We start from the raw sequence: 24,659 nt of genomic DNA, 5'->3' as shown, positions 1-24,659 counted from the left end.
GCTATTTCACCAAAGCGCCTGTCCAAGTATCATTGCGATATACACGCACGTTGTTCCCGTCAAGGTATTCGCCACCAGTGATCCAAATTGCATTGTCCCGCACAAATGCGTTGAAAAACGCTCTGCCGGGGAAATTGTTTGGCAAGGCCCTTGGATCTCCTGCCTCCGCTTTCGTCCACGTGGTACCATCGTCTTCCGAGATCCAAAGGCCATTTTGAATAACATCGGCATTACCGTCGTCCTTCACATAACCGCCCAACAGGAACAAGTGGCCATTATAAGAAAGCACTTGATGCCCCCATACAGGAGTAAACACCTCATTTACCGCCAATGCTGACCAAGAAACGCCATCTTCCGACATCCAAATATCGTTAAGCAACGTACCGCTAGCATTCCGCCCACCGGCTACATAAATCTTGTTGTTGTGTACAAAAACAGCCGGATTGGTACGAGCTACAAAAGGTGCGGTGGCAGTCACCTGCGTCCAACTTGCCCCATCCGTGGTGGACCACACATCATTAAGCGGTACACCCGGAGCATTTACATTGCCAAAGGCCGGATAATTATTGCCCCCAATAACCCATAGTTTGTTTTGGAATACCACCGCATTGATGCGCTCTCTACCCGTCCATAGCTCACCTTCCGCCGGCGTTGCAATCCGCGGGCTGACAGACCACGTTGCACCATCCGATGAACTCCATACCTGGTTGGTCACATAGGAGAACGCAAAACCTTTCGCCGGAACCAGTCCGCCCAACAGCCACATTTTGTCTTGAAAGCCAAACACCGCGGTTTGCCTTTCGGCTTGTGGTATGCTGTCGATGCTGGTTGCGACGCTGTTCCAGGAGATACCATCCGTAGACGAAAAGACACCATAGCTATAAGCACCGAAGCCTCCGCCGCTGGATCCCAATACCCAGAAACGATCACCAAAGTACCCTGCCATTACGGTGCGGTATGGGCCCCATTGGCCATTGTCGGTAAGCCGTTGCCACGACACCGTATTGGGGTCGATCTGCTCAATGTTTACCTTAACCTTGTAATTGCGTATGGTCATGCCATCTTCGGCCGTTGTTTTGTACGTTAGCTCATTGCTGAAGTCGTTCGGCGTGACGCCAGACTCTTGTATCACGCCATTGACTTCGACCACCGACCCCTGTATGACCGAAAAAACGGCGATCAATGCCGATGGATCGGTAAGGTACGGCAGGCTGTCTACATTGCTTATGGTCAGCGTATTTTGGTCAATGGTGAAGGTGTGGTCCTCGAAATCTTTAATCGCGAAGGAAGAAATGCCAGTCAGATTGCTTAGGGCTTCCTTGTTCTTCTTACACGCTTGCTGACCCAGCATCGTCAGGCCTCCCACGACAAATAAGAGTACATAACGCCTAGCGCCTGAAACAGGTTGTAATGTTCTTTTCATTTTTTAATTGATTAGATGGTTAACTGATAAAACAACTATATAGTGGAAAATATAGCAAGGCCACGGCAAAGACCGGGGCATTGGTTTAGCTAAGTTGAAAACGGACAACCAAGGATATCAGCGAGGAAGGAAGAAGGTGCTACTTACTACACAGGTAAATTTCGTTTCCTTCTTGCGTGTAGTTGAGTTGTAATGAGCGGCTTAGATCAGATAACACGCTGGGTAGCTGCGCATTGTTAAATTCAGCCGAATACGTGTCCAGATGTAGGTATTCTTTGCAAAAGCTGATCTTTACGCCATACCAACGTTCCAGCGTATGAGCTATTTCGTGCGCACCGGCATCTTCAAAGTAGAGAATACCGTCTTTCCAGCCGAATGCTTTTTTTTCATCCAATATAGCTGATGAGTTTACCTCTCCGCGCTCCTTGTGCACCACCGCATATTCCCGCTTTTCCATCTTCACTGCCGGACGCAGCTTGATTAAAGGTGTTGTCTCGGGGAAACGCAGCTTCGTCAGTGGCAATACGCTATCTCGAGATTGTTCGGGTCTTCGCAATTTGAGGAGTGGCCCGTATTCTGTACGGATCTCAGCCCTGCCATCATCTACAGACACCGTAACCACACTGTCAGCTGGAAAAGCAGTGATGTTGAACTTTGAAGACCCAGCAACAGCGCGGGTCTCTACTCCGCCAGCTTTGATGATCCTGGGTTTGTCACTTTCCGTCATGTTAAAGAACGCTTCGCCTTCAATGTAAATGGCAGCATGTTGCATTTCCATTTCCCGGGGATAGGCCACCCAGCTATCGGCATTTAGGTAAATCTCGGAACCATCACTAAGGGTGATCTGTTTCCGCTCACCTTTTTCCGTATGTACGGTGATGTATTCGTCACCGCTTATGCTACCGCGGTCCAGCCATAGCAGGGCTCCAATGGTCACTACAAACCCCACGCAAGCAGCGGCCACGTACAACCACTTGTCGTATATCGACGACCTTTTTAAACGCTTGACGGGTACCCCTTCAGCACCAACGGCCAATGCCGGAATGGCTGATTGAATCTGCTCATATTGTGGGGGCTGTCCCCCCATAGCTGCCCATTTAGCTTCATCAAAATTGCTCCACAACGTTGATAGTAGGTGCTTCACATCTTCGCTATGCCGTTCATCCGCTAGCCACTCCCGAACTTCCTCTCGCTCTTCCCGCGAGCAGGTATTATCAAAATACCGTTCTAAAACGCTTCGTTCCACAATTCATATAAAGTTTATATCAGAGCAGTATTTAATACGATATACAACTAGCTTACCCATCGCACCTACTCTGTTTTTGTTTTTTTTCAAAAATTTTCAAAAAAATAGAAGCATAACGCTATGCCAGCCCCATAACCAAACTGTGCTAATCGCTTTTTCATATGTTTCAAAGCTTTATTGAGATGGTTTTCCACGGTACTTTTGGAAATACCCAGTTCATCAGCTATCCGTTGGTTGAGGTAGCCTTCAAATCGGCTCATCCGGAAAACTTCGCGCCGTTTTTCAGGCATTTCTTCCATTGCTTGGTTTATGAGCGACCCAAGCTCGCTGTCGCGTATTTCGCTAACCGACTCATCCCCTTGCAACACGTTGGTAAGATACCGCTGTCTTACCGCCCATTTCTTCATTTGGTTGTAGATGAGGTTGCGTGCAATGGAAAATACGTAAGCACTGAGAGACTGCTTTGCATCTGCTCGATGACGGGATTCCCATAGCCGTATAAACGTCTCCTGCACAATTTCCTGTGCGTCTTCGGTATTTAGGTTTAAGCTACGCGCGAAATAGAATAGCCTTTTGCCAAAGGCATCGTAGATGTACCTGAAAGCTTCTTCGTTGCCTTCCTGCAATCGCCGTATTAATTCAGAATCATCGGAATCAGGATGCATCGGTGACGGCCTTTTTAGTTTGCTACCGTATCAAGTTGAACTCAGCGCCAACGCATAGAGTTTCATCTGCTTGACCATCGATAATAACCCATTGGCCCTCGTAGGTGAAAGGTGTTCTTTTAGACCTATTTGGTCAATAAAATAGAGCTCGCTATTGGCTATCTCTTCAGGAGTGTGATTCGACAACACCCTCACCATCAACGCGACCAGTCCTTTCGTAATGATTGCATCGCTATCCGCTGAAAACACTACCTTGCCGTCCAAATGATCGGCATGCAGCCAAACTTTGGATTGACAGCCCTTAATGAGGTATTCATCTTTTTTATATTGGTCGTCTATCAGCGGCAAATCTTTTCCAAGTTGGATGATGTATTCGTACTTCGCCATCCAATCGTCAAAGAATGCAAAATCATCTATCAGCTCGTCCTGTTTTTCGTTTATGGTCATAAGAAAAATATGATAGTTGAGATGCCGGACCTTGTTTAGCTGCTACAGCAACATGGCTGCGGCCCGCTCCACGCCAGCTACCAGCGCATCAATGTCTTCTTTGGTGTTGTACATTGCAATTGATGCGCGCACAGTGCCGGGGATGCCATACCGGTCCATGAGCGGCTGTGTACAATGATGACCCGTGCGTACGGCTATGCCTAACTTGTCGAGGATAACCCCTACGTCATAGGGATGTACTCCACCAAGCAGGAAAGATACAACGCTCGATTTTTGCTTAGCTGTGCCGACGATGCGGATTCCCGGAATACTGAGCAAACGCTCGGTAGCGTAGTCCAGTAGTTCTTGCTCATGACGCGCTATCTGGTCCAGTCCTATCGCGGTGAGGTAGTCAACCGCATGCGCCAGACAGACACCAGCTTCAATATTGGGTGTACCGGCCTCGTATTTAAATGGCAATTCGTTGTACGTTGTTTGGGCAAATGATACTTCCTTAATCATCTCTCCACCGCCTTGATAGGGCGGCATCGCATTGAGCCATTTCTCCTTTCCATATAAAACGCCGATACCGGTAGGACCATATACTTTATGCCCAGAAAATGCTAGGAAATCTACATCCAGCGCCTGCACATCCACCGGTAGATGCTGCACCGCCTGGGCGGCATCAAGTAATACGGGTGCCCCGGCTGCATGCGCTACATCAATGATTTCCTTTACCGGATTTATTGTTCCAAGCGCATTGGATACGTAGGTGATGGCTACCATCTTGGTGCGACTGCCGACCGTAGCTTGATAAACATCCATATCCAATTCGCCGGCTTCATTGATCGGAATCACTTTCAGTATGGCACCCTGTTCTTCGCAAAGCATCTGCCAAGGCACGATGTTGGAATGGTGTTCCATAGCAGAAATAACAATTTCATCCCCGGCGTTGACAAAAGCCTTGCCATAACAGCTGGCCACTAAGTTGATGGCTTCGGTGGTGCCTTTGGTAAAAATTATTTCGTGTTCGTAGGCTGCGTTGAGAAAAGGCCGCAGCTTTCGACGCGTTACCTCAAAAGCATCTGTGGCCAATTGGCTAAGATGGTGAACACCTCGGTGTACATTGCTGTTCAATTGGGTATAATAGTCTACAATGGCATCGATCACCTGCTGCGGTTTCTGCGTCGTAGCGCCGTTGTCAAGGTATACCAAAGGCTTTCCATTGACCGTACGGGTGAGGATCGGAAAGTCTTTCCTGACCCGATCAACGTCAAACCGCTCCAATACTGCTATCCGTTCCATAGAATACAAAGGTACGAGTATTTTTTTTATCTTGCTGTTGCGTATCACCTTACTTTGGAGGAGCCAGATAAAAGCCCACATTTGCGAAAAGCGGAAATTTTGGTTAAGTTTGTAAGCCAGGGTACGTCCTTACGATTTGGTTTCCCAGTCACTTCATGCTTATATTATGCTGTTACTTATTGCGTTAACGTTTTCACATCTTTTGCAACCCGATTCCATCCGCGAAAATTCGCCTAACAATCATACGAATAAAATCATTCCGGCGGCTATCGAAAAAACGGCCTTGGTGGCATTATCCCATTATCCCGAGCTCGAGGAAACCTCAATCAGGTTTGTTTTTACCAGTAAGCTTAAACGTACGGTGATGGCAGCCCGGCCCATTACTGGCACATTATTCAAAAGTCGTAATAAGCGAGGCTATGAAATATTGATTAATCCGGCCTTTAAGCTGGGGCACCACAACGATCCCAGACAGCATATCCCAGACAGCGTCATGATTGGATGGTTAGCCCACGAACTCGGACATATCATGGACTATGAAACACGTAGTACGTGGAATCTGATTGGCTTCGGTCTGTCATATTGGCTATCTCGTCCATTCATACAAAGCGCAGAATACCGCGCCGACTCGTTTGCGATGAATCACGGATTGGGCGAGTACATTATCGCTACGAAATCTTTTATCTTGAACCATCCAGAACTTCCGCAAATATACAAAGATCGCATTGCGAACCTTTATCCTTCTCCAGACGATATCGTGGAATGGGTTGCCGACATTTCTGACGAGCACTCGATACGCGATGACGACCGGGAGCCAACCGAAGAGGAAGGGCTTATGGAAGGAGCTGAAGCCAGCCACGCGGAAATCGCTTTTTAGCGGTACTGCACCATCGCTTGTTTCGTTCAACTTAACATTTATTTTACATAACGAACATGTGACAACGCTGGTTCACCGACGTATGACGCTAATGGCGGTCTGATATTTGTGCGGCCAAAGCAGATACTACAACATACGTTCTTAAATGAAATACTTACTTTATGCGGTGCTCTCATTGCTATGTATTCAGTCAACCATTGCTCAACAATATAAAGTCAAGGGTATGGTGCGCAGCGCCAGCGACAATATTCCGTTTCCAAACGTTACGGTTTCATTACTGACCGTGCCGGATTCAACGGTCACCCAAGAGACTGTAACCAACGCTGATGGCACATTTGACTTCGAAGAGGTGGATGCTGGAAACTATCTGCTACGCGTACAGTATCTAGGTTATGAAAAGCTGGATAAAGCCATAGAAGTGGACAGCGATTTGAACATAGGCACACTGCCCCTCCGGGAAGGCGCACGGCTACTCGACGAAATAACCATTATCGGTCGTCCTCCTGTAGGTGGACAACGGGGTGACACCATTCATTTCAATGCGGCAGCGTTCCAGACCATGAAAGACGCCTCTGCCCAAAACCTTATTGAAAAGATGCCAGGTATGGGCGCCGAAGACGGCAACCTGCAAGCTCAAGGCGAAAATATTGCACAGATTTTGGTTGACGGCAAGCCGTTTTTCGGTACGGACGTAAAAGCTGCCCTGCAGAATCTGCCCGCGGAGGTCGTCCAGCGCATTGAGGTATTTGACAAATTAAGCGATAAGGCCGAGCTAAGCGGCTTTGATGACGGCGAGCGGCTGAAAACCATCAACATCATTACTAAACCGGATAGCCGGAGAGGTCTTTTCGGTAAATCTTCAGCTGGATACGGCAATGACGAACGCTACATGGTGGGGGCCAGCGTAAATGCTTTTAACGAGAACCAGCGGCTCACCATAACGGGGCTGACAAACAACATCAACGCGGTCGACTATTCAGCTGCTCCTAATAGCCAGGGAGAGACCCGCCCACAAAATGGCATTATCACTACAAACCGAATCGGGTTAAATTATACGGACACTTGGGGGGAAAAAGTTGAAATTAACACGAGCTACCTGTTTAACCACCGGAAAAATTTTGGTGAAGCTTCGTTGCTGCGCGAGTATGTGCTTCCAACCGATGACGGGCAGCGCTATACGGAGTCGAACTCCAACACCCGCCGGAACACCGACCACCGATTTAACATGCGGCTCGAATATCAAATCGACAGCAATAACCATATCCTGTTCCGGCCTGACTTTTCAGCTCAACGAGATAAAGAAAACAGTTTTTTCAAGGGAAATACTTTTGCTGATAGCGGCCCCATGAACCAAACGGAAAACAGCAGGCAGGCGGATAACTCCGATATTGACTTCAATAGCCGACTGCACTATAGCCGACGCTTTGCCAAAGCCGGCCGAAGCCTGCGACTTGGTTTGGAAACCGGCGATCATAGAAACAACGATGACGCCACCCGGCAAGCGGAGAATATATTCTTCGATCCAGCAGAACGTATTGAGACCATTAACCAGCAGATTGTGCGTACACGCAAGGGATTTGATTGGGAAGCCAGCGCCTCGTATACTGAGCCGATCGGCAAGCGTGGCATCATTGAACTTGAGTATGAAATCGGCAACCGGCACAACGACTCTGATCAACTGACGTATGACATAGACGGCCCGGGAAACCGCATACGGCTCGACACAGCGCTTAGCAACACCTTCGACAGCAGGTACCTCACGCAGGAAGCTGAAATCGGTTATCAATATCGGATGGAAAAACTCCGCGTTCAGGTAGAAGCAGAATTTCAGCATGCACAGCTGAAAAACAATCAAGAGTTTCCCAGTATCTTTGCGCTGCATCGGACTTTCCGGAGCATATTGCCCTCAGTGCGGCTCGACTACCAGTTCTCGGCCTCAAAAAACCTAGAGTTTGATTACGACGCACGTACGAATGCGCCGAGCGTCGGCGACCTGCAAGCCGTCATCGACAACTCGAACCCACTGCACCTCCGAACAGGGAACCCTAACCTCGACCAATCGTATAGCAACCGCTTCAACCTGCGCTACCGCAGCTACAACCCGCAAACGGAGCGCAGCTTCTTTGCAATGATACATTCTACGGTAACCTCCAACAATGTTGTCACGAATACGACCGTCGCCGAGGAGCCAATTGAATTGGCCCAAGGAATCATACTGGAGCGGGGATCACAGCTCACCCGCCCGGTTAACCTGGACGGGTACTGGCACCTGCGTTCGTTTTTCCACTACGGTTTACCCGTACGCATAGTCCCTTCCAATTTTAATTTTCACGGTGGCATTCGGTACACCCATAGCCCCGGAATGATTAATGACCAGGTCAATGCAGTCAATACCACGCGCTATAGTGGGGGCGTCTCGCTGAGCAGCAACATCAGTGACCGCATCGATTTCAACGTCTGGACGCGATCGTCCTACAACACAGTCCAAAACTCACTACGCCCGGCACTCAACAACAACTTTTTTAACCAGACGACTCGCATCAATTACAATTGGATTCTTTGGGAGAACCTAGTCTACCGGCTGAATATCGACCATCAGCTCAATACCGGGTTGTCTGAAGGATATGACAACAGCATTTTTTTGGTGAACATGGCAATCGGCAAAAAATTACTCAGAAGCGAACGTGCCGAAATCAGTGTAAATGTCTACGACCTGTTCGGGCAGAACAACAACATTCAGCGCAATATCACGGAAACATATATACAGGATTCGCAGTCGAACGTGTTGCAGCGCTATTTCATGTTGAGTTTTACGTATGATTTGCGGTATTTTTCGCGGGGAACAACGATGGATGATTATGACAAGTTGCACAACTAACGAATACACGCCAATAAAAATAGTTGCCATGCCTCCTCCGCCGCGGCCACCGATATCAGCCATGCCGAAGCCCTGCTGGTTCACATTGTTTGCGACAGCGTAAGTGAAGCCGGCGGTCTCCGCCGAAGAAATTGAGTTTGCCACCGGTCGTATACCGGTCCGTACTGCCATAGCCGCCTGCCACATGGCCGAAATAGCGCGCTCGCCGGTCCGGCTTGATCTATCTCCTCTTCCGATACGTAAAATTTCTGCCACACAATCGTTTTTCTCAGCATTTTTTACTAGAATCGTCTGCTTTTTAGCAATGAATTTCGCCTGCTTACTGCAGGTAGCTTGAGCACCCTATTGGATAGGGCTACTTCGGTTGGTTCTTTTAACTTGCTTATTTAACCAAAAATGAAACACATGAACGTTTTACTTAGCTCACACGGTAAGGCCAAATGCTTAGCCTTGATTTTTGTATTCGCAGTAAGCCTGACGCTTGTAAACGCCCAGCCCCAATGGATGGTGCAGGAGCAGAAGCTGGAGCCGATCGTTGAACAAATCGTGAAAGAAGCCAGCGAGCACTCGCAACTGAAGCAGCTTGCCCATGAATTGCTGGACGTAGTAGGCCCCCGGCTCGTCGGCACACCACAAATGGAGCATGCCCACGATTGGGCCGTTGCCAAATACAAGGAGTGGGGTATTGAAGCGCGGAATGACGAGTTCGGCGAGTGGCGTGGATGGGAGCGCGGCATCTCCCATATCGACATGGTGCACCCCCGTATGAAAACCTTGGCAGGAACCCAACTGGCTTGGAGTCCGACCACCGGAGGAAAAGCCGTTGAAGGCGAAGTCATCACCTTGCCTGACGTGCAAGATTCAGTGGCCTTTCAGGCATGGCTGCCCAATGTAAAGGGCAAGTACGTACTGGTTTCGATGCCCCAACCTACGGGGCGCCCTGATTACAACTGGGAAGAATATGCGCGTCCCGAATCATTCGAAAAAATGAAAAAAGAACGCGACTCATTGACGAGTGTGTGGAATGAAAAAATCCAAGCCACAGGCGTTTCGGCGCGCTCCTTGCCGCGGATATTGGAAGATGCAGGCGCTGCAGGAATTCTCGAATGCTATTGGTCACGCGAGTTCGGCTCTAACAAGATCTTCGGAGCGCGTACAACGAAGGTCCCCACGCTTGACATTTCACTGGAAGACTACGGAATGCTCTACCGGCTTGCGGAGAACGGATTGAAGCCACGCATTAAGGTGGAGACGGACTCCAAAGATTTGGGTACGGTACCGACCTTCAATACGATCGCGGAAATCAGGGGAACGGAAAAGCCGGATGAGTATGTAATTCTCTCTGCGCATCTCGATTCTTGGGAAGGCGGATCAGGTGCCACCGATAATGGCACAGGAACGATTACCATGATGGAAGTTGCACGCATTCTTAAAAAATTATACCCGAATCCCAAGCGCACCATATTAGTTGGCCTTTGGGGGAGTGAAGAGCAAGGGCTGAACGGCTCCCGAGCGTTTGTCTTAGACCATCCGGAGATCGTCGAAAAGACGCAGGCGGTATTCAATCAGGATAACGGTACGGGACGAGTGGCCAACCTCAACGGTTCGGGTTTCATCCATGCATATGATTTCATGGGTCGTTGGATGGCTGCCGCTCCGCGCGAAATTACACGCGACATTCGAACCGACTACCCTGGCTCGCCCGGCAGCGGCGGATCGGACCACGCGTCTTTCGTCGCCGCAGGGATCCCGGCGTTTATGATGAGTTCACTATCATGGGGCTACGGCACCATCACCTGGCATACGAATCTGGATACTTATGATAAGCTCGTCTTCGATGACCTAAGGGACAATGTCATTCTTATTGCCACCCTCGCCTATAAAGCAAGCGAAGAACCGGAACTGGTTAATCGCGAAAAGCGAATCATGCCTTTGGGCAGGGACGGGCAGCCGCAGCAATGGCCTGTCATCCGGCAGCCGAGGCGCACCGGGGTAGGATACTAAGCATTATGGATGGTGGTGCATCCATCACCCTGTCATGGGCTTTTTCGCCCAGGAATATTCTACGAAGTCAATCGGTGAAAAATCCGGCTTAAACGAATCGGGCCGGCTGATCTTCATCAGCAACTCAAACGACTTGGGCCAGGGCGCTTGGCGCAGACTTCCCGTGGGAATGTAGGGATAGGTGTCTAAATACGTTTCCACTTTGTTGGGTGATATCCGCCGGTGAATGTACACACGATGAATATCGTCCGGATGTTTAATGCCCGCTGCGCCCATTAGTTCGCCCGCGCTTTTCACTGTTTCACGGTGAAAGTTGGCTACGCGAGCCCGTTTGTCGGCTACCACCAACCCTTTTACCAGTTCCGGATCTTGGGTTGCCACTCCTGTTGGACAGGTATTGGCGTGGCATTGCAGCGCTTGGATACACCCAAGCGCCATCATCATCCCCCGGGCACTGGTGCAAATATCAGCGCCAAGCGCAAAGTACTTTACCAAATCAAATCCTGTGGCGATTTTCCCCGCAGCAATTATTTTGATGTGTCGTTTCAGATCGAAGCCTGTCAGGCAGTCGTAGACAAAAGCCAACGCGTCTCGCAAGGGCATTCCCACAGAGTTGGAAAACTCCAACGGGGCAGCCCCGGTTCCTCCTTCACCACCATCAACCGCAATGAAATCCGGATAGATCTCTGTCTCCACCATGGCCTTGCAGATCGCTATAAACTCGCTGCGATGCCCGATACAAAGCTTGAAGCCTACAGGCTTTCCACCTGACAACTGGCGCAACTGCATGACAAACTCCAACAAGCCTATAGGAGTAGAAAACGCCCGGTGAAAAGGTGGTGAGTCGACTTCCTTGGCAACCTCTACCGAGCGAATGCGCGCTACTTCCGGTGTTACCTTCACCGCCGGCAGGATACCTCCGTGGCCGGGCTTGGCTCCCTGCGACAGTTTGATCTCGATCATTCGCACTTGCGGATGGCTGGCTTTTTTAGCGAATGCCTCCGCATCAAAGTTTCCGTCCGGTTGGCGGCACCCGAAATATCCCGTCCCGATCTGCCATACGACGTCGCCACCACCCTCTAGGTGATAGTCGGTAAGCCCTCCCTCGCCGGTGTTATGGTAAAAGCCACCCATCTTTGCCCCCTCATTCAGCGCCATCACAGCATTCTTACTCAATGAGCCGTAACTCATCGCCGATATATTGAAGACACTGCTGGAATATGGCTGCGTACATTGAGGGCCGCCAACTGTTACCCGCGGGTGCTCGTTTATCTTGAAATAGTCGATGGCGGCGATGCTGTGGCTCAACCACTCGTAGTTATTATCGTAAACATCGAGTTGCGTGCCGAAGGGTGTGGTATCCAGCACCCGTTTGGACCGTTGATAGATCACGCTGCGAAACATCCGGCTGAATGGCCGCCCGGTGGTATCGCTTTCGACAAAATACTGCTGTATTTCCGGCCGGATGCTTTCAAACAGGTACCTTAGGCGTCCGAACAACGGAAAGTTGCGCCGTATAGCCTGTCTGGTTTGGATCATGTCAAATGCACCTAACAGGATGAGTGGACCAATGACCAAAAAGCTCCAGAGGATCGGAGGCCACCAAATGCTGAGCAATGCAACGCCGACCAGAACAAAGCCAGCACCGTAGATGAATGTTTTCCGCATACCCAAAGATGCGAATTTTTATTGATGAGCGCGTGTTTACTGTAATAATTTATTTGGTCGGCATGTACGATATTTCAGTTAAATACATTATCTTACCAAAAAATATTTCAGGATTATGGCCAAAGATAAAGGTGCGAAAAAGGAAAGCGGCAAAAAAGAAGCCGTAAAGAACCTCAAAGAAAAAAGAGCAGATAAAAAGCTGAAGCAGGCAGAGAAACGCAGGAAAGATTAAACCACTGTAGGTACTGGCTATTGACGTGCTCGTTGTTGTAGATAGGATTCCAGGGAAATTGACTACCTTGCGGGAAAAACTATGGCCCAAGAGACCGATTTAAAGATAGCAGTATTGATCGACGCCGACAATGTGTCGAGCGTTAAAATTGAAAGCATTCTGGACGAGGTGAAAAGATACGGCATCCCATCTATCAAACGGATTTATGCCGACTGGACAAAATCTCACGTGGCAGGCTGGAAGGAGCCGCTCCTCACCCACGCCATCACGCCGATACAACAATATAGCTACACAAGCGGTAAAAATTCGTCGGACTCGGCACTCATCATCGATGCCATGGATATCTTACACGGTCAGCAAGTGGATGGGTTTACCATCGTATCAAGCGATAGCGACTTTACGCGGCTGGCCGTCCGCCTGAGGGAGTCGGGAAAAATGGTAATCGGCGTAGGTGAGAAAAAAACGCCCAAACCCTTCATAGCGGCCTGCGACAAGTTCATCTACATTGAAATATTGGACAAAGAGGCTGCTGTTCGATCACAGGCCAAGGAAAAACCGGTACCCGAGGCGGCTGCGACCGCAGGCAAAGCTACCAAACAAATTGGACAAGGTGCACAAGCGTACGAGCCGATAGACCGGGAAACGATTGACTTACTGAAGGCCACGGTCAACGACGTGGCGGATGAAGGCGGATGGGCTCCGTTGGCTGCGATAGGTACATTAATTAATAAAAGAAGGCCGGACTTTGATCCCCGAGTTTATGGTTTTTCCAAACTTTCACCCTTGTTCAAATCGCTAAGTGCATATTTTGACGTCGAAGAAAAGAGCACGGAAAAAACTAAGATCAAGCATGTATACATCAAAATTAAAGAGCCACAGAAACCCAACAGGGGAAAGACAAAGCAACTGACGCAGTCTTAAACGCACCAGGGGTCAAATCAGAGATATGCTGACAAACTTTGTCCATATCTCGAACGCTGTATCCAAATCAACGCCTTAGCTTTGATTTGCCTGACTCGCTCCGGAGTCAGGCCGAGTTGTAGGCTGATTTCCGCTAACCCTTTCGGCTCAGCTTCCTCAAGGCCGTAAAACAGACTAAGAACCATTCGCTCCCGCTCAGGGAGGTGTTGGAGCACGCTATGTATCACAATTTTCAGCGAACCGCCCATCGCTCCGTGATCTGCCGGAGCCCCGCCGTCAGGCAGCGAATCCAACAATGTAATATCCGGCGAGTGCAGGGACGGCGCATCTATAGAGACCTGCTTCTCGCCATTCCGCAATGTCCGGCTAACTTTGTCTACAGTAACATTCAATGCTTCTGCCAATTCCTCAGCAGTGGGATCTCGTTCTAATTGTTGTTCTAACGCCGATTGTGATCTTTTGACTTTGATAAGGTCGCCGATTTGGTTAATAGGCAAACGCACCGTGCGTGACTGCGTAGAAATAGCTGACATTATGCTTTGCCGGATCCACCAAACGGCATAAGAAATGAATTTAAAACCCCTTGTTTCGTCAAACCGCTTAGCTGCGGTCACAAGGCCCAGATTGCCTTCGTTGATTAGGTCTTCAAGCACTAACCCCTGGTGTTGATATTGCTTGGCCACGGAGACAACAAACCGCAGATTTCCATTGACCAATCTGTTCAGGGCGACCAGGTCTCCCGCCCGTATCCGAACGGCCAACGAAACTTCTTCGTCAGAGGAAAGCATATCATATTTTCCAACCTCAAGCAGGTAAGTATTTAACGATCGGTTACTCCGGTTAGTAATCGACTCGGATATTTTCAGCTGTCTCATGCTATTTTGCTCATTCTTCCACTTAAATCCTGCCTATCTCTACACATTCGAAAAAAAAACCATCCGGCAAATACACCGGATGGTTTATACAATATCTGGAAAAATGAATTAAATCACTTTGACATTTACCGCATTTAGGCCTTTCTGGCCGTTGGCTACTTCAAATGAAACGTCGTCGTTTTCCCGGATTGTCTCAACCAACCCTGATGAATGGACAAAAATCTCGCGTCCACCATCGGCGGGGGTTATGAATCCGAAACCCTTGGTTTCATTGAAGAATTTTACTACGCCTTTTTGCATGGCTTTTTGTGTAAGTAAGAATGAATATTTAATTAATTACTGTAAAGGTAAGCATAATATATCGGAACCCGCTATAAAATTATTTTACTAACTGTTTCAATAGCCATTCCTGAATCATAGCTTGTTGTTCAGGAAAGGTCCAGTGTCCGGTTTCCTGGATCAAATAAAGCTCTTTAGGCGCGGCAATTTGGTTGTAAGCCGCATAGTAGGAAGTCGGCGGACAGGTTTCATCATTATAACCCCAGGTATAAAATCCCGGCACGTTGACTGAACGCGCAAAGTTGACCACATCGTAATAGGCAGACACCTTAATCTTTTCGTCCTTCGCCATGAACGGTGCATTGGCTTCGTTGAACATGTGCGGCCACCCGCCGGCACGGCCATGAAGATAACCGGTCAGGTCACACAGTGCCGGATACAACGAAACGAGGCATTTTACCCGGCTGTCCAATGCTGCCGTGACGATAGACAACGCACCGCCCTGGCTTCCGCCCCATACGGCAAGGTTGCTGCCATCGAACTCAGGAAGCGAGAAGATGTAGTCAACAGCACGCACGCAGCCCAGGTAAACGCGCTTATAATAATACTTATCCCGGTCGTCCAGGTTAAAAAACTGGTAGTTTTTTAACGCCGCTGCCCGGAGATCGTCGTATAATGCGGTCTCGTAAATCACCGGGATGCCATGAATACCGATCTGCAGCGTGATAATTCCTCTTTCGGCAAGGTCGACAACCCCGCCATAAGGACGGATACCGGCACCCGGCACTTGCAGCACAGCTGGATACTTGCCGCTGGCCTTGGGCTTGGCTAAAATACCATAGATACGGCTTCCTGTTTCGTGATTCTGAATATTCACCTGGTAAACATCTGCTTTCTCCGTGCAACGTTCCGGCAGCAGGGTCAGCTTAGCATCCATGGGGATTTTTGCTGCCTCGGCTTTGGCGTTGTTCCAGAAATCCCAAAAGTCGTCCGGCAGCGTCTGCTTCGGCTGAATCGCCTCGGGCGCATACGCCGCAGTAGCTAAGCCGCGGTAGCTGATACCATCTACGTTGATCCGCACTTGACATTGCAAAAAGCCGGGCTCTGTAAGCCTACCTTTTACTTTGGCGATGCCCTGTTTCAGTCTTATGGTACCCTGATTGTTCGGAGTCATTTTTTCCAACCCTACCGAAAAAGAAATATCGGCTTCCTCCAAAGGTACCTGATGCTTCAAGATCCGGATGGTAAACGTAGCCTCCTCTCCCAGCGCGTAATTCCAATCGGGTTTGTCGGGCGACACCAGCACTTGGATGGGGTGCGGTGGGCGAGACTGGGCGAACACAGATAATGTCAAAAACAGTGCTCCGCATACGGCGAAAGCAAAGCGGATGAAAGTGAATCTTTTCATTTTTTTATGATGGTCGTAAAGCGAATAATTGTTGGCGCTAATATGCAAGTTTTATTTGCTATGGGCAATTTATGCTGCAAAAATAGTGCGCAATGATGCGTTCACCATATGAATCAGCCCTGGTCAATTTGAGTATCGTACAGCAAATCGCTGCACGGTTTGCAACGTATAAATGCACCGATGGCACCGGGAGTGAAGGGTTTGCTAACTGCTGTACGTGTGCTATTCCGTCAGTTCAATCATAAAACTAGGGAACAACAGCATTGCAATTTGCACTTCCGGAATTATTTGCTTATTTTTACGGGAATTAGAAAGTTTCAGAAACAGATCTTTAGTTACCGCTTCCTTTCAACCTGTAACCAAGTGAGCTTTAGCATTTAATTTTCTGTCTCCATTTCTTCACATTAAAGCTCATTGTTATGGCTATTTTATTGTTTTTTATCGGGATATGGTATTTCTCACTGTTTTCTCAAACATTTTTCCAGCATCGGTATGCCGCGCATGGCTCTTTTACAATGAGCCGATTCTGGGAACGCTTTTTCTTCCTTTTTTCCTATGTAACGCAAGGCTCCTCCTATATGAGCCCCCGTGCCTACGCCATCATGCACCGTATGCATCATGCGTATACTGATACGGAGAAGGATCCCCATTCACCAAGTTTTTCGCGTAATATCTTCGCCATGATGTGGCGTACACGGAACATTTACGTCGACATCGTTAAGGGCAGATATCCGGTGGAGGAACGCTTTACAAAAGGACTACCGGAGTGGAAGTCGCTTGACCGCTGGGGCAATTCGTTCCTTTCGCGCGCTTTGTGGGTACTCCTTTACGTGGCCTACTTCTGGCTATTCGCAACCAGTTTCTGGTGGTTCCTGCTGTTGCCCATTGTTATCACATCAGGTGCCTTCCACGGCGCGGTGGTTAACTGGTTTGCACACAAATACGGGTACATCAATTTCAAGCTGAAGAATACGTCGCGGAACCTATTGGTAGTCGACGTCCTGATGCTGGGCGAATCGTATCATAACAACCATCATAAACACCCCTCATCAATCAACTTTGGCAGGCGCTGGCATGAAATCGATCCAGTGTATCCCATTGCGATGCTGCTGAAATGGCTGCGGATCATACATTATGTAAAACCTGTCGAAGTGCTGCCGCACCGGCCTGCCTGATCTATTCACCGGGCCGGTCTGGCGGCAATGGCGCACTAGACACCGGGCATCCTCAAGTCCATTGACGGATGTTAATGATGAGTCTAATGGATTTTTATGCTCAGTCCTTTCATGGTTTGCCACCCTGCCCTATCGGTTACCCGGATCATAAAGTGGTAATCGCCGGAATCAACGCCTTCGGGTACCGGAATCTCGACGGTGGCTTCGTAGCTCGTCAACCCATCCGGGATATCAAATGACTGGATGTACACAAAAGGATCTTTCGGCGCCTTTACCGGATCCATATCGCACTCCTCCACTTCGGTACTGTGAGAATGGTGGTCGAAATTTTGATGTACATCCAAGCTGAAGGAGCCTAAGGCTACATTATCACTGAACCGTGCCTTGAACACGAAAGTTTCCCCACGTTGAAGGGTGCTACATTGTACAGGAAAGGCATCTGCAAAAGCTGCATCGATCTCCGGATATTCCGTATCGGTGGCAGTATCCTTGCTGCACGACAGCACCGTGGATACGAGAACTAAGACGCTAAGTATTCTTTTCATGATCTGCATTTTTTGTTTTCTAAAACTTATTTAGGCGACCGCTATATTTGAGTGGATATAAACCATCCCGAGGACCTGAGGAGCAGAAATATTCAACGTTCTTCGCTCCTCTAACCTGGTACCGTTTTGGTCGTGGACGATGATGACGAAGTCGTACCTGCCTGCCGGGGCGTCTTCGGGAATATCAAAATGCTGGTGTACATTGGTGTTTCTCGCACCCCGGTATTGCTCCCAGGTAACCTCGTGGCTCCATTCCCGCGCGTAGGTTTCATCAGGGCGCTGCTCGATTCTGATCAGGATGATATCGATCCGATCGCCGGCGACAACATCAATTTCTAAGTGGAAGTCCTCACCCGCGACGCCGATACCATTATCGCCCCGCCCAACTTCGACATTCTCAATCACGGGCGCGATGGGGTCGGGTGCCGTATCCTTCTTGCAGGATGATGCGCCCAATGCCGCAAATCCGATAAATCCGATAATATAATTAATTTTTTGCGCTTTCATCTGCCATTAAATTAATGATGATCATTACTTCTGTGCTTACTCGCCATCATAACCGGGATTCGCACGGAAAGGACGATATTTCTGCCCATTTCGGGCAATTCAATCAACCTGTAGAAACTTGTATGATCCATGTATTTTGTGTTCAACAGGTTTTGAACCTGTAAATTCAAATGTACGGGATTATGTGCCACGGACACCGTGTAGCCGGCCTGTATAGCGGCCACCCCATAGCCGTCAGTCTTTCTCTCAGGGGGTACGATCCGGTCCTGCTTGGCGACTATCTTGTAATCCAACGATACGAAGGGATTTCCGGTCCATTGCGGTGCCCATGTGAGGTTCATCAGCAGGGATGGAGGCGGGGCAAACGGCAGTGAAAACCCTTTCTTGGTACCCGATAGCTGCTTGGAAAACAAGTACTCCCCGAGCACTTCCGCTTTCAGCGCGTCACCGATCTGACGAGACACCTGCAATTCGCCTCCATACCTCACGACACGGCTTTCCTCATAGCGAAATACCTGGTTGCCCGCACCGTAGTAGTGGTCAAAAAACGCGGTCGGGTTCAGGTATATATAGTTGGGGAAATAATTGTAGAATGGGCTTAACTGAACGCGCCATCCCCCATTGGTCCATTCGGCAGAAAGATCTGCCTGGTACGATTGCTCCGCCGATAGAGACGGGTTGCCCTGCTCGTAGCTGAAATAATGGTAATTTACGCCATTAGCTGACAGTTCCTTGGCAATTGGCATTCGGAAGCTCTTTCCCACATTGGCCTTCAGCGAGAAGGCATCGGTCGGATCGTAATTTACCCCGGCAGACCAGACCAAACTGTTGAAGTGACGACGCAAGTCTGCCGCCCGAATAACGTGTTCCTGTGCGCCGCTCCCGTCTACCTCAGATGGAAACCAGTCGCGGTATTCGAACATCCGCAGATTGCCATGATCATAACGCACAGCCGCATGCAGCAATGTCTTGTCGCCCAAGCGGTACTTATCGTAAACAAATGCACCTGCCGTTACCTGCTCGAAAGCAGGGACAAGAAACGTCCACCCACCGATGGCATTGTCGTGATACTCGCCGTTAACGCCGAAAGTCAGCTCATGGCGCCCCAACTTCACATAGTCCTTCATGTTCAGCGAATAGACGTGTTTGTCAAATTCCCGTTCCAGGCCGGGGGGCGTGCCGAGCGTATCGGGGAAGACAGGGGGCATATATCCGTGATTGGCGTATTGACTGTATTCCTGCCTGAAATTGTGTTGAAAACCCAGCTCGATCTGCAGGTGGTGCGGCCCAAGGTGAAGGGCGTTCCGGCTGATGACCTTAAAATGGTTCACGTTTTGCCTCGGCATCAGGATGTCCCTTGCTGAACGGTCGTGCAGTCCGATGTCGACCCTCCGCGGTTCCAGGCCATGCGCGTTGGCAAAGAAGCCTGCTTTGCTGTAGGTATTGCTTACGTAAAGAATGGAATTGAATGATTCACCGAGATATCCTCCCGCGAAGTGCAAGTTTGTCTCCCTTCCAGCTGTATTCCGCAGCCGCTGATTGTGAAGTGGCACGGCGTAGTCATATACATAGACCGTATTTGTGGGCACCCGGTAGTCGCCATATTGCAGGTAGGTGACGCGCGCATCTGCATACCATCTGTCGCTACGTCCACCGACACGTACGGAGGTACCGTAGCTGCCGTTATTGGTTCGGGCGGCAAGATCGACCGAAGCAAAAGCGGTATTCGGTGCGGGCAGAGCTTCCGGTTTTACATCTATAGCGCCACCAATGGCATCCGAACCATAAACGAAGGAAGCTGACCCCTTGACAATTTCAACCTCCCCTGCTGCAAATTGGTCGAGCTCAAGGCCATGGTCTGCCCCCCACTGCTGCCCTTCGTGCTTAATGCCTTTGTCCAGTACTACCACCCGATTGAACCCCAGACCCCGGATAAGCGGCTTGGACTGCCCCGATCCAATGCCAATGGTCTGAATGCCTGGCAAACGCTCCAGCGTCTTCATTAGGCTGCCGCCGAGATTTTTATGGATGAAGTCTTTGCCGACGATCTCAACGTTCAGCGATTCTTCCTGTTTCCTGCGCGTCACGTGGTTATCTACTACTAATACTTCATCAAGTACGCGCATGGTACGCTCAAGTCGCATAACCACTTGGCGGTCCCCGTCCAATGTGATTTTTTCGCTCAGGCTTTCATACCCTTCTTTCCCGACATCGATCCGATAAACACCGCTTTTGACGCCTTCAAAAAAAAACGACCCCGTCCGTCCAGTGATCGTGTGAATCCCCGCTTCCGGCAATGCAACCCGCGCTCCAACGAGGGGAACATCGGCAGTGTCGACGATGCGCCCCGACAACCGGTAATCCTGCCCGGTTACACTTCCGAAGCACAGCAGCCCAGCAAGCATACCAATAACTATCTTCATGGGGTATGAAATATCAATGACTAATAAAAACAAGCGACATCAAGTGTTGTTTACCATGGAGTACTCCACGAGCTCCCCAAGGTGACCGATCAGGGATTCGGCACTGTTAATGAAGAAGGGGGTCCTCTATTGATGTGTACGTTCTGCAATCCGTTAAAAAGTACTTGGCATCTCGGCCGGTTGACCAATGATTTGGCTAATGGAGCAACGGACGCCCGAAAGCCAAACGACGAGGCCGGTTCAGCATCTTTTGGGAAATACCGGATATAAAATTCACAGAGACTACAATCCTCAGTGTCATGATCATGACCCTGCCCACAGTCGCCATGCGCTTCCAGCCGGTCAGCCGTTTCATCATGGGTGTGCGTAGCATATACCACAGGTACAGCAATTACTACCATGACCGTAATCAAAGCAGCAACACACATGAACAAGTCGGCGATATGTTTTTTACAACCCATTAATTTCGCAGCAAAGTTGCATCAATAGTTTGTAAATGGCAAATAAAACTTTCTTCTTATATAAAGAACCTCACCGCAAATGTCTTGTTTTTGATATTTGTTAATGGAAGCAATTAAAAAAAATCAGCCTTGAGGAAATCGCTTGGATCGCCAATCTCAGTGTCACTTCGTTCTGCAGGTACTTCAAGCTGATGGCCAAGAAGACATACTACGATTTTCTCATCGAGATCCGCATCAGCCACGCGTGCAAGTTGCTTGTCGAAAATTTATTGCCTACCGAGGTCATCTGCTTCGAGTGCGGTTTCAACAACGTCTCCAACTTTTACAGGCATTTCAAGAAAGTCACTGATATGACTCCGTTGGAATACAAGAAGCGATACCTGCACAGCAAAGTAGCGGTCGGCTTTTAAGTCCAATATCAGCTACCTGTTTGGACTGATAGCCGATAGCTATTAGGTGTCAATCTTCGCGTATTTCGCGTTGCGTTCAATGAATTCGCGCCGCGGTGCCACCTCGTCACCCATCAGCATGGAGAAGATACGGTCGCATTCTGCCGCGTTTTCAATGGTAACCTGCCGGAGTGTCCGCGTTTGTGGGTTCATCGTGGTTTCCCAGAGTTGCTCGGCGTTCATTTCACCAAGACCCTTATAACGTTGCACATGTACGCTGTCTTCCTTGCCGGCTCCTTTAAGGCGCTGAATGGCACCGTCCCGCTGATCATCATTCCAGGCATACTCCTGCTCTTTCCCTTTCTTGACCAAATACAGTGGAGGGGTGGCAATGTACACATAGCCATTTTCGATAAGTTCCTTCATATACCGGAAATAGAACGTCAGGATAAGTGTGGTAATGTGCGATCCATCCACGTCGGCATCCGTCATGATGATGACCCGGTGATAACGCAGTTTATCAAGGTTGAGTGCTTTTGCATCATCATCCGTACCGATGCTTACACCCAGTGCAGTAAACATGTTCTTGATTTCCTCGTTCTCATAAATCTTATGCTCCATGGCTTTTTCCACATTGAGGATCTTTCCTCTGAGCGGCAAGATGGCTTGGAATTCGCGGTCGCGCCCCTGTTTGGCTGTGCCACCTGCAGAGTCCCCTTCGACAAGGTATATTTCGCACTTGGTTGGATCACTGTTGGAGCAATCGGCCAGCTTCCCAGGTAGTCCGCTTCCGCCCATCACGGTCTTACGTTGTACCATGTCACGCGCTTTGCGCGCTGCTGCCCTGGCCTGTGCCGCAATGATGACCTTCTGCACGATCGTTTTGGCCTCTTTTGGATTTTCTTCGAGGTAATTGTTCAAAATTTCACCAACGGCCATATCTACCGCACCCATTACTTCATTGTTTCCCAGCTTGGTCTTCGTTTGCCCTTCGAATTGGGGTTCGGCAACTTTCACTGAGATCACGGCGGTAAGCCCTTCGCGAAAGTCGTCGCCCGTGATTTCCACCTTCATGTTTTTAAGGAGGCCAGATTTATCCGCATATGCCTTCAGTGTACGGGTTAGCCCCCGGCGGAAACCTGCCACGTGCGTACCACCTTCAATCGTGTTGATGTTATTGACGTATGAATGAACGTTTTCAGAATAAGTATCGTTGTACTGAAGAGCCAGTTCTACCGGTATTCCCTGTTTGAGACCCTCAACGTAAATGGGCTCAGGAATAAGGGGTTGTCGGGTACCGTCGAGAAACTTCACAAACTCTTTAAGCCCACCATCCGAATAAAACACTTCCGTTTGCAGCGAACCGTCTTCCTGTTCCTCACGCTCGTCAACCAACGTAAGCCGCACACCCTTATTTAGGAAGGCCAGCTCGCGAAGGCGGCTAGCCAGCGTGTCGTAGTTATATACGGTGGTGATCGTGAAAATTTCTGGGTCGGGACGAAAGGTCACCTTAGTGCCGGTGCGGTCACTCTCCCCAACGGTTTTCACCTCGTATTGCGGCTTCCCTTTATGGTACTCCTGCATAAACATCTTTCCGTCCCGGTGCACTTCGGCAACAAGCACCGTTGACAATGCATTGACGCACGACACACCCACACCATGCAACCCTCCAGAGACTTTGTAGGTATCTTTATCGAATTTACCGCCGGCATGGAGCACGGTCATGACGAGCTCGAGCGCAGACTTGTTTTCTTTCTTGTTGATGCCGGTGGGGATGCCCCGGCCGTTGTCTTCAACGGATACAGAATTGTCTCTATGGATGGTGACGCGGATTTCATCGCAATAGCCGGCTACAGCCTCGTCAATGGAGTTGTCTACCACTTCGTACACCAGGTGATGCAAGCCTTTAACGCCGGTATCACCGATATACATGGAAGGCCGTTTGCGAACGGCCTCCAATCCTTCCAGTACCTGTATGTTATCTGCTGAATAAGTTGATTGATTCTTCTTTTCTTCGCTCATTATCGTTGTTAAATTCGGTGCCCAAAGATACGGAAAAACTACGACAAATGAAAGCGGGAGATTCCAGGTTGAAAGCCGCTAGCGCCTGCGCTCCGTCCATCTTTCGCAATTAAGTAAAGGATATCTCGGATTTTTATATTAGGTTTGCCCTTTGAATAGAAAATGATAAGAAAAAGATGAATAAGGCATTCGCATCTATTGCTAAAGTTGGTATATGCGCAGTATTCGCTACAGCGCTGTTTTCTTGCAACAACCAACAGTCTACCCCTTCCATCGCCTCAGCAGGCAGGGATTCTACCGTGGCAAATGTTGAAACAATTGTTTATGTCAATGCAGACACACTGCTTGAGAAATACGAGTATTTCAAGGAAATACGGACAAAATTGGAAGACAAAGCCAAGAAGGCGCAGGCCGATCTCCAATCGCGCAGCAACGCGTTTCAACGCGAAGTAGCGGATTATCAACAGAAGGCTCCAACAATGAGCGCAGCGGACAGGCAAAGCACTGAGGAACGTCTGGCTCGCAAACAGGACGAACTGGCCCGCCATAATCAGAATGCGAGCGCTTCGTTCGCCCAAGAGGAAGCGTCTGAAAACGAGAAATTGTATTCGAAAATTACGGATTATTTGAAAAAGCATGCCAAGGAAAACGGCTATAAGTTGGTGCTAACGTATTCTGCCTCCAACCCGGCGGTGCTATATGCAGACGAAAGTCTGGAAATTACCAACGAAGTGCTGACAGCGTTGAATGCTGAATATGCAAAGGAAAAGAAAAAATAATGCACGACTGTCGCTAACGGAAATGTATACCCTTGGGAGGCTGCCTTTTAGGCAGCCTCCTTTTTTTTCCCTAGATTGGCATGATGTTAGTAAATTCCCATAACGGCAGCAGATGCCGACGTAGCTGGCAAAAGCTGCTAAAATCAGCTGA

The 24,659-nt window shown here is 49.2% G+C and carries 21 protein-coding genes; 7 read left to right on the top strand and 14 right to left on the bottom strand.

Annotated elements, in window-relative coordinates; translation table 11 throughout:
• Window position 1: 1 nt before the first annotated feature.
• From ACFOET_RS03420 to ACFOET_RS03400, 5 genes are all read right to left on the bottom strand, one after another.
• Window positions 2–1,423, bottom strand: coding sequence for a DUF6242 domain-containing protein (locus ACFOET_RS03420; protein ID WP_379019571.1), 1,422 nt, complete (start codon window positions 1,421–1,423; stop codon window positions 2–4).
• Window positions 1,424–1,562: 139 nt separating this feature from the next.
• Window positions 1,563–2,669 carry a FecR family protein gene (locus ACFOET_RS03415; protein ID WP_379019569.1) on the bottom strand — a complete coding sequence of 369 codons (1,107 nt, stop codon included), beginning with the start codon at window positions 2,667–2,669 and terminating at the stop codon, window positions 1,563–1,565.
• A gap of 86 nt (window positions 2,670–2,755) precedes the next feature.
• Complete coding sequence (locus ACFOET_RS03410) at window positions 2,756–3,334, bottom strand: RNA polymerase sigma-70 factor (RefSeq protein ID WP_379019567.1); 579 nt, start codon at window positions 3,332–3,334, stop codon at window positions 2,756–2,758.
• A gap of 30 nt (window positions 3,335–3,364) precedes the next feature.
• Complete coding sequence (locus ACFOET_RS03405) at window positions 3,365–3,781, bottom strand: SufE family protein (RefSeq protein WP_379019565.1); 417 nt, start codon at window positions 3,779–3,781, stop codon at window positions 3,365–3,367.
• 42 nt (window positions 3,782–3,823) lie between these two features.
• Entirely contained in the window at window positions 3,824–5,065 is a 1,242-nt protein-coding gene (locus ACFOET_RS03400; protein WP_379019563.1) for a SufS family cysteine desulfurase, read from the bottom strand.
• 166 nt (window positions 5,066–5,231) lie between these two features.
• Between ACFOET_RS03400 and ACFOET_RS03395 the strand changes: the two genes are divergently transcribed.
• The 3 genes from ACFOET_RS03395 (at window position 5,232) to ACFOET_RS03385 (ending at window position 10,824) form a co-directional block, all read left to right on the top strand.
• Window positions 5,232–5,942 carry a M48 family metalloprotease gene (locus ACFOET_RS03395; protein WP_379019561.1) on the top strand — a complete coding sequence of 237 codons (711 nt, stop codon included), beginning with the start codon at window positions 5,232–5,234 and terminating at the stop codon, window positions 5,940–5,942.
• A 145-nt stretch (window positions 5,943–6,087) separates the two neighbouring features.
• Window positions 6,088–8,820, top strand: a complete 2,733-nt coding sequence (locus ACFOET_RS03390; RefSeq protein ID WP_379019559.1) for an outer membrane beta-barrel protein — start codon at window positions 6,088–6,090, stop codon at window positions 8,818–8,820.
• A gap of 405 nt (window positions 8,821–9,225) precedes the next feature.
• Window positions 9,226–10,824 carry a M20/M25/M40 family metallo-hydrolase gene (locus tag ACFOET_RS03385; RefSeq protein WP_379019557.1) on the top strand — a complete coding sequence of 533 codons (1,599 nt, stop codon included), beginning with the start codon at window positions 9,226–9,228 and terminating at the stop codon, window positions 10,822–10,824.
• A gap of 24 nt (window positions 10,825–10,848) precedes the next feature.
• Here ACFOET_RS03385 and ACFOET_RS03380 read toward each other — a convergent pair whose 3' ends face one another.
• Window positions 10,849–12,492, bottom strand: a complete 1,644-nt coding sequence (locus ACFOET_RS03380) for an FMN-binding glutamate synthase family protein (protein WP_379019555.1) — start codon at window positions 12,490–12,492, stop codon at window positions 10,849–10,851.
• 313 nt (window positions 12,493–12,805) lie between these two features.
• Between ACFOET_RS03380 and ACFOET_RS03375 the strand changes: the two genes are divergently transcribed.
• Window positions 12,806–13,645 (top strand): NYN domain-containing protein, encoded by an 840-nt coding sequence (locus tag ACFOET_RS03375; protein WP_379019553.1) that lies wholly within the window; start codon window positions 12,806–12,808, stop codon window positions 13,643–13,645.
• A 17-nt stretch (window positions 13,646–13,662) separates the two neighbouring features.
• Here ACFOET_RS03375 and ACFOET_RS03370 read toward each other — a convergent pair whose 3' ends face one another.
• The 3 genes from ACFOET_RS03370 to ACFOET_RS03360 form a co-directional block, all read right to left on the bottom strand.
• Window positions 13,663–14,520 (bottom strand): sigma-70 family RNA polymerase sigma factor, encoded by an 858-nt coding sequence (locus tag ACFOET_RS03370; RefSeq protein WP_379019551.1) that lies wholly within the window; start codon window positions 14,518–14,520, stop codon window positions 13,663–13,665.
• Between the two features lie 108 nt (window positions 14,521–14,628).
• Window positions 14,629–14,820 (bottom strand): cold-shock protein, encoded by a 192-nt coding sequence (locus ACFOET_RS03365; RefSeq protein WP_379019549.1) that lies wholly within the window; start codon window positions 14,818–14,820, stop codon window positions 14,629–14,631.
• A 79-nt stretch (window positions 14,821–14,899) separates the two neighbouring features.
• Entirely contained in the window at window positions 14,900–16,207 is a 1,308-nt protein-coding gene (locus tag ACFOET_RS03360) for an acetylxylan esterase (RefSeq protein ID WP_379019547.1), read from the bottom strand.
• Window positions 16,208–16,626: 419 nt separating this feature from the next.
• Between ACFOET_RS03360 and ACFOET_RS03355 the strand changes: the two genes are divergently transcribed.
• Window positions 16,627–17,382 carry an acyl-CoA desaturase gene (locus ACFOET_RS03355; RefSeq protein ID WP_379019545.1) on the top strand — a complete coding sequence of 252 codons (756 nt, stop codon included), beginning with the start codon at window positions 16,627–16,629 and terminating at the stop codon, window positions 17,380–17,382.
• Window positions 17,383–17,465: 83 nt separating this feature from the next.
• On the opposite strand, the gene ACFOET_RS03350 is transcribed toward ACFOET_RS03355, so the two are convergent.
• From ACFOET_RS03350 to ACFOET_RS03335, 4 genes are all read right to left on the bottom strand, one after another.
• On the bottom strand, window positions 17,466–17,927 hold the full coding sequence (locus tag ACFOET_RS03350; RefSeq protein WP_379019543.1) for a DUF4625 domain-containing protein: 462 nt from the start codon (window positions 17,925–17,927) through the stop codon (window positions 17,466–17,468).
• A 30-nt stretch (window positions 17,928–17,957) separates the two neighbouring features.
• A complete protein-coding gene (locus ACFOET_RS03345) occupies window positions 17,958–18,434 on the bottom strand; it encodes a DUF4625 domain-containing protein (RefSeq protein ID WP_379019541.1) in 477 nt (158 codons plus the stop codon).
• Between the two features lie 11 nt (window positions 18,435–18,445).
• Window positions 18,446–20,857: a TonB-dependent receptor gene (locus ACFOET_RS03340; RefSeq protein WP_379019539.1), complete on the bottom strand. Its 2,412-nt coding sequence runs from the start codon at window positions 20,855–20,857 to the stop codon at window positions 18,446–18,448.
• 89 nt (window positions 20,858–20,946) lie between these two features.
• The gene (locus ACFOET_RS03335) at window positions 20,947–21,258 is read right to left on the bottom strand and encodes a hypothetical protein (protein WP_379019537.1); all 312 of its coding nucleotides are present in this window, start codon (window positions 21,256–21,258) and stop codon (window positions 20,947–20,949) included.
• A 182-nt stretch (window positions 21,259–21,440) separates the two neighbouring features.
• On the opposite strand from ACFOET_RS03335, the gene ACFOET_RS03330 reads away from it, so the two are divergent.
• Window positions 21,441–21,728: a helix-turn-helix domain-containing protein gene (locus ACFOET_RS03330; RefSeq protein WP_379019618.1), complete on the top strand. Its 288-nt coding sequence runs from the start codon at window positions 21,441–21,443 to the stop codon at window positions 21,726–21,728.
• Window positions 21,729–21,770: 42 nt separating this feature from the next.
• Here the strand turns inward: ACFOET_RS03330 and gyrB are convergent, their stop codons facing one another.
• Window positions 21,771–23,729 carry a DNA topoisomerase (ATP-hydrolyzing) subunit B gene (gyrB, locus tag ACFOET_RS03325; RefSeq protein WP_379019535.1) on the bottom strand — a complete coding sequence of 653 codons (1,959 nt, stop codon included), beginning with the start codon at window positions 23,727–23,729 and terminating at the stop codon, window positions 21,771–21,773.
• Window positions 23,730–23,905: 176 nt separating this feature from the next.
• Here gyrB and ACFOET_RS03320 point away from each other — a divergent pair, with 176 nt between their 5' ends.
• Window positions 23,906–24,508 carry an OmpH family outer membrane protein gene (locus ACFOET_RS03320; RefSeq protein ID WP_379019533.1) on the top strand — a complete coding sequence of 201 codons (603 nt, stop codon included), beginning with the start codon at window positions 23,906–23,908 and terminating at the stop codon, window positions 24,506–24,508.
• Window positions 24,509–24,659: the final 151 nt, after the last annotated feature.

The organism is Parapedobacter deserti (genome assembly GCF_042646065.1).
Lineage (GTDB): Bacteria > Bacteroidota > Bacteroidia > Sphingobacteriales > Sphingobacteriaceae > Parapedobacter > Parapedobacter deserti.
This window is presented reverse-complemented; position numbering and strand designations above follow the sequence as displayed.

Bases quoted from the DNA above. Each gene is read 5' to 3' on its own strand.
- ACFOET_RS03360 (WP_379019547.1), bottom strand. From the start codon at position 16,207: ATGAAAAGATTCACTTTCATCCGCTTTGCTTTCGCCGTATGCGGAGCA.
- ACFOET_RS03400 (WP_379019563.1), bottom strand. From the start codon at position 5,065: ATGGAACGGATAGCAGTATTGGAGCGGTTTGACGTTGATCGGGTCAGG.
- ACFOET_RS03320 (WP_379019533.1), top strand. From the start codon at position 23,906: ATGAATAAGGCATTCGCATCTATTGCTAAAGTTGGTATATGCGCAGTA.
- ACFOET_RS03405 (WP_379019565.1), bottom strand. From the start codon at position 3,781: ATGACCATAAACGAAAAACAGGACGAGCTGATAGATGATTTTGCATTC.
- ACFOET_RS03345 (WP_379019541.1), bottom strand. From the start codon at position 18,434: ATGAAAGCGCAAAAAATTAATTATATTATCGGATTTATCGGATTTGCG.
- ACFOET_RS03385 (WP_379019557.1), top strand. From the start codon at position 9,226: ATGAACGTTTTACTTAGCTCACACGGTAAGGCCAAATGCTTAGCCTTG.
- ACFOET_RS03355 (WP_379019545.1), top strand. From the start codon at position 16,627: ATGGCTATTTTATTGTTTTTTATCGGGATATGGTATTTCTCACTGTTT.
- ACFOET_RS03410 (WP_379019567.1), bottom strand. From the start codon at position 3,334: ATGCATCCTGATTCCGATGATTCTGAATTAATACGGCGATTGCAGGAA.
- ACFOET_RS03395 (WP_379019561.1), top strand. From the start codon at position 5,232: ATGCTGTTACTTATTGCGTTAACGTTTTCACATCTTTTGCAACCCGAT.
- gyrB (WP_379019535.1), bottom strand. From the start codon at position 23,729: ATGAGCGAAGAAAAGAAGAATCAATCAACTTATTCAGCAGATAACATA.
- ACFOET_RS03340 (WP_379019539.1), bottom strand. From the start codon at position 20,857: ATGAAGATAGTTATTGGTATGCTTGCTGGGCTGCTGTGCTTCGGAAGT.
- ACFOET_RS03350 (WP_379019543.1), bottom strand. From the start codon at position 17,927: ATGAAAAGAATACTTAGCGTCTTAGTTCTCGTATCCACGGTGCTGTCG.
- ACFOET_RS03370 (WP_379019551.1), bottom strand. From the start codon at position 14,520: ATGAGACAGCTGAAAATATCCGAGTCGATTACTAACCGGAGTAACCGA.
- ACFOET_RS03375 (WP_379019553.1), top strand. From the start codon at position 12,806: ATGGCCCAAGAGACCGATTTAAAGATAGCAGTATTGATCGACGCCGAC.
- ACFOET_RS03365 (WP_379019549.1), bottom strand. From the start codon at position 14,820: ATGCAAAAAGGCGTAGTAAAATTCTTCAATGAAACCAAGGGTTTCGGA.
- ACFOET_RS03380 (WP_379019555.1), bottom strand. From the start codon at position 12,492: ATGCGGAAAACATTCATCTACGGTGCTGGCTTTGTTCTGGTCGGCGTT.
- ACFOET_RS03390 (WP_379019559.1), top strand. From the start codon at position 6,088: ATGAAATACTTACTTTATGCGGTGCTCTCATTGCTATGTATTCAGTCA.
- ACFOET_RS03335 (WP_379019537.1), bottom strand. From the start codon at position 21,258: ATGGTAGTAATTGCTGTACCTGTGGTATATGCTACGCACACCCATGAT.
- ACFOET_RS03420 (WP_379019571.1), bottom strand. From the start codon at position 1,423: ATGAAAAGAACATTACAACCTGTTTCAGGCGCTAGGCGTTATGTACTC.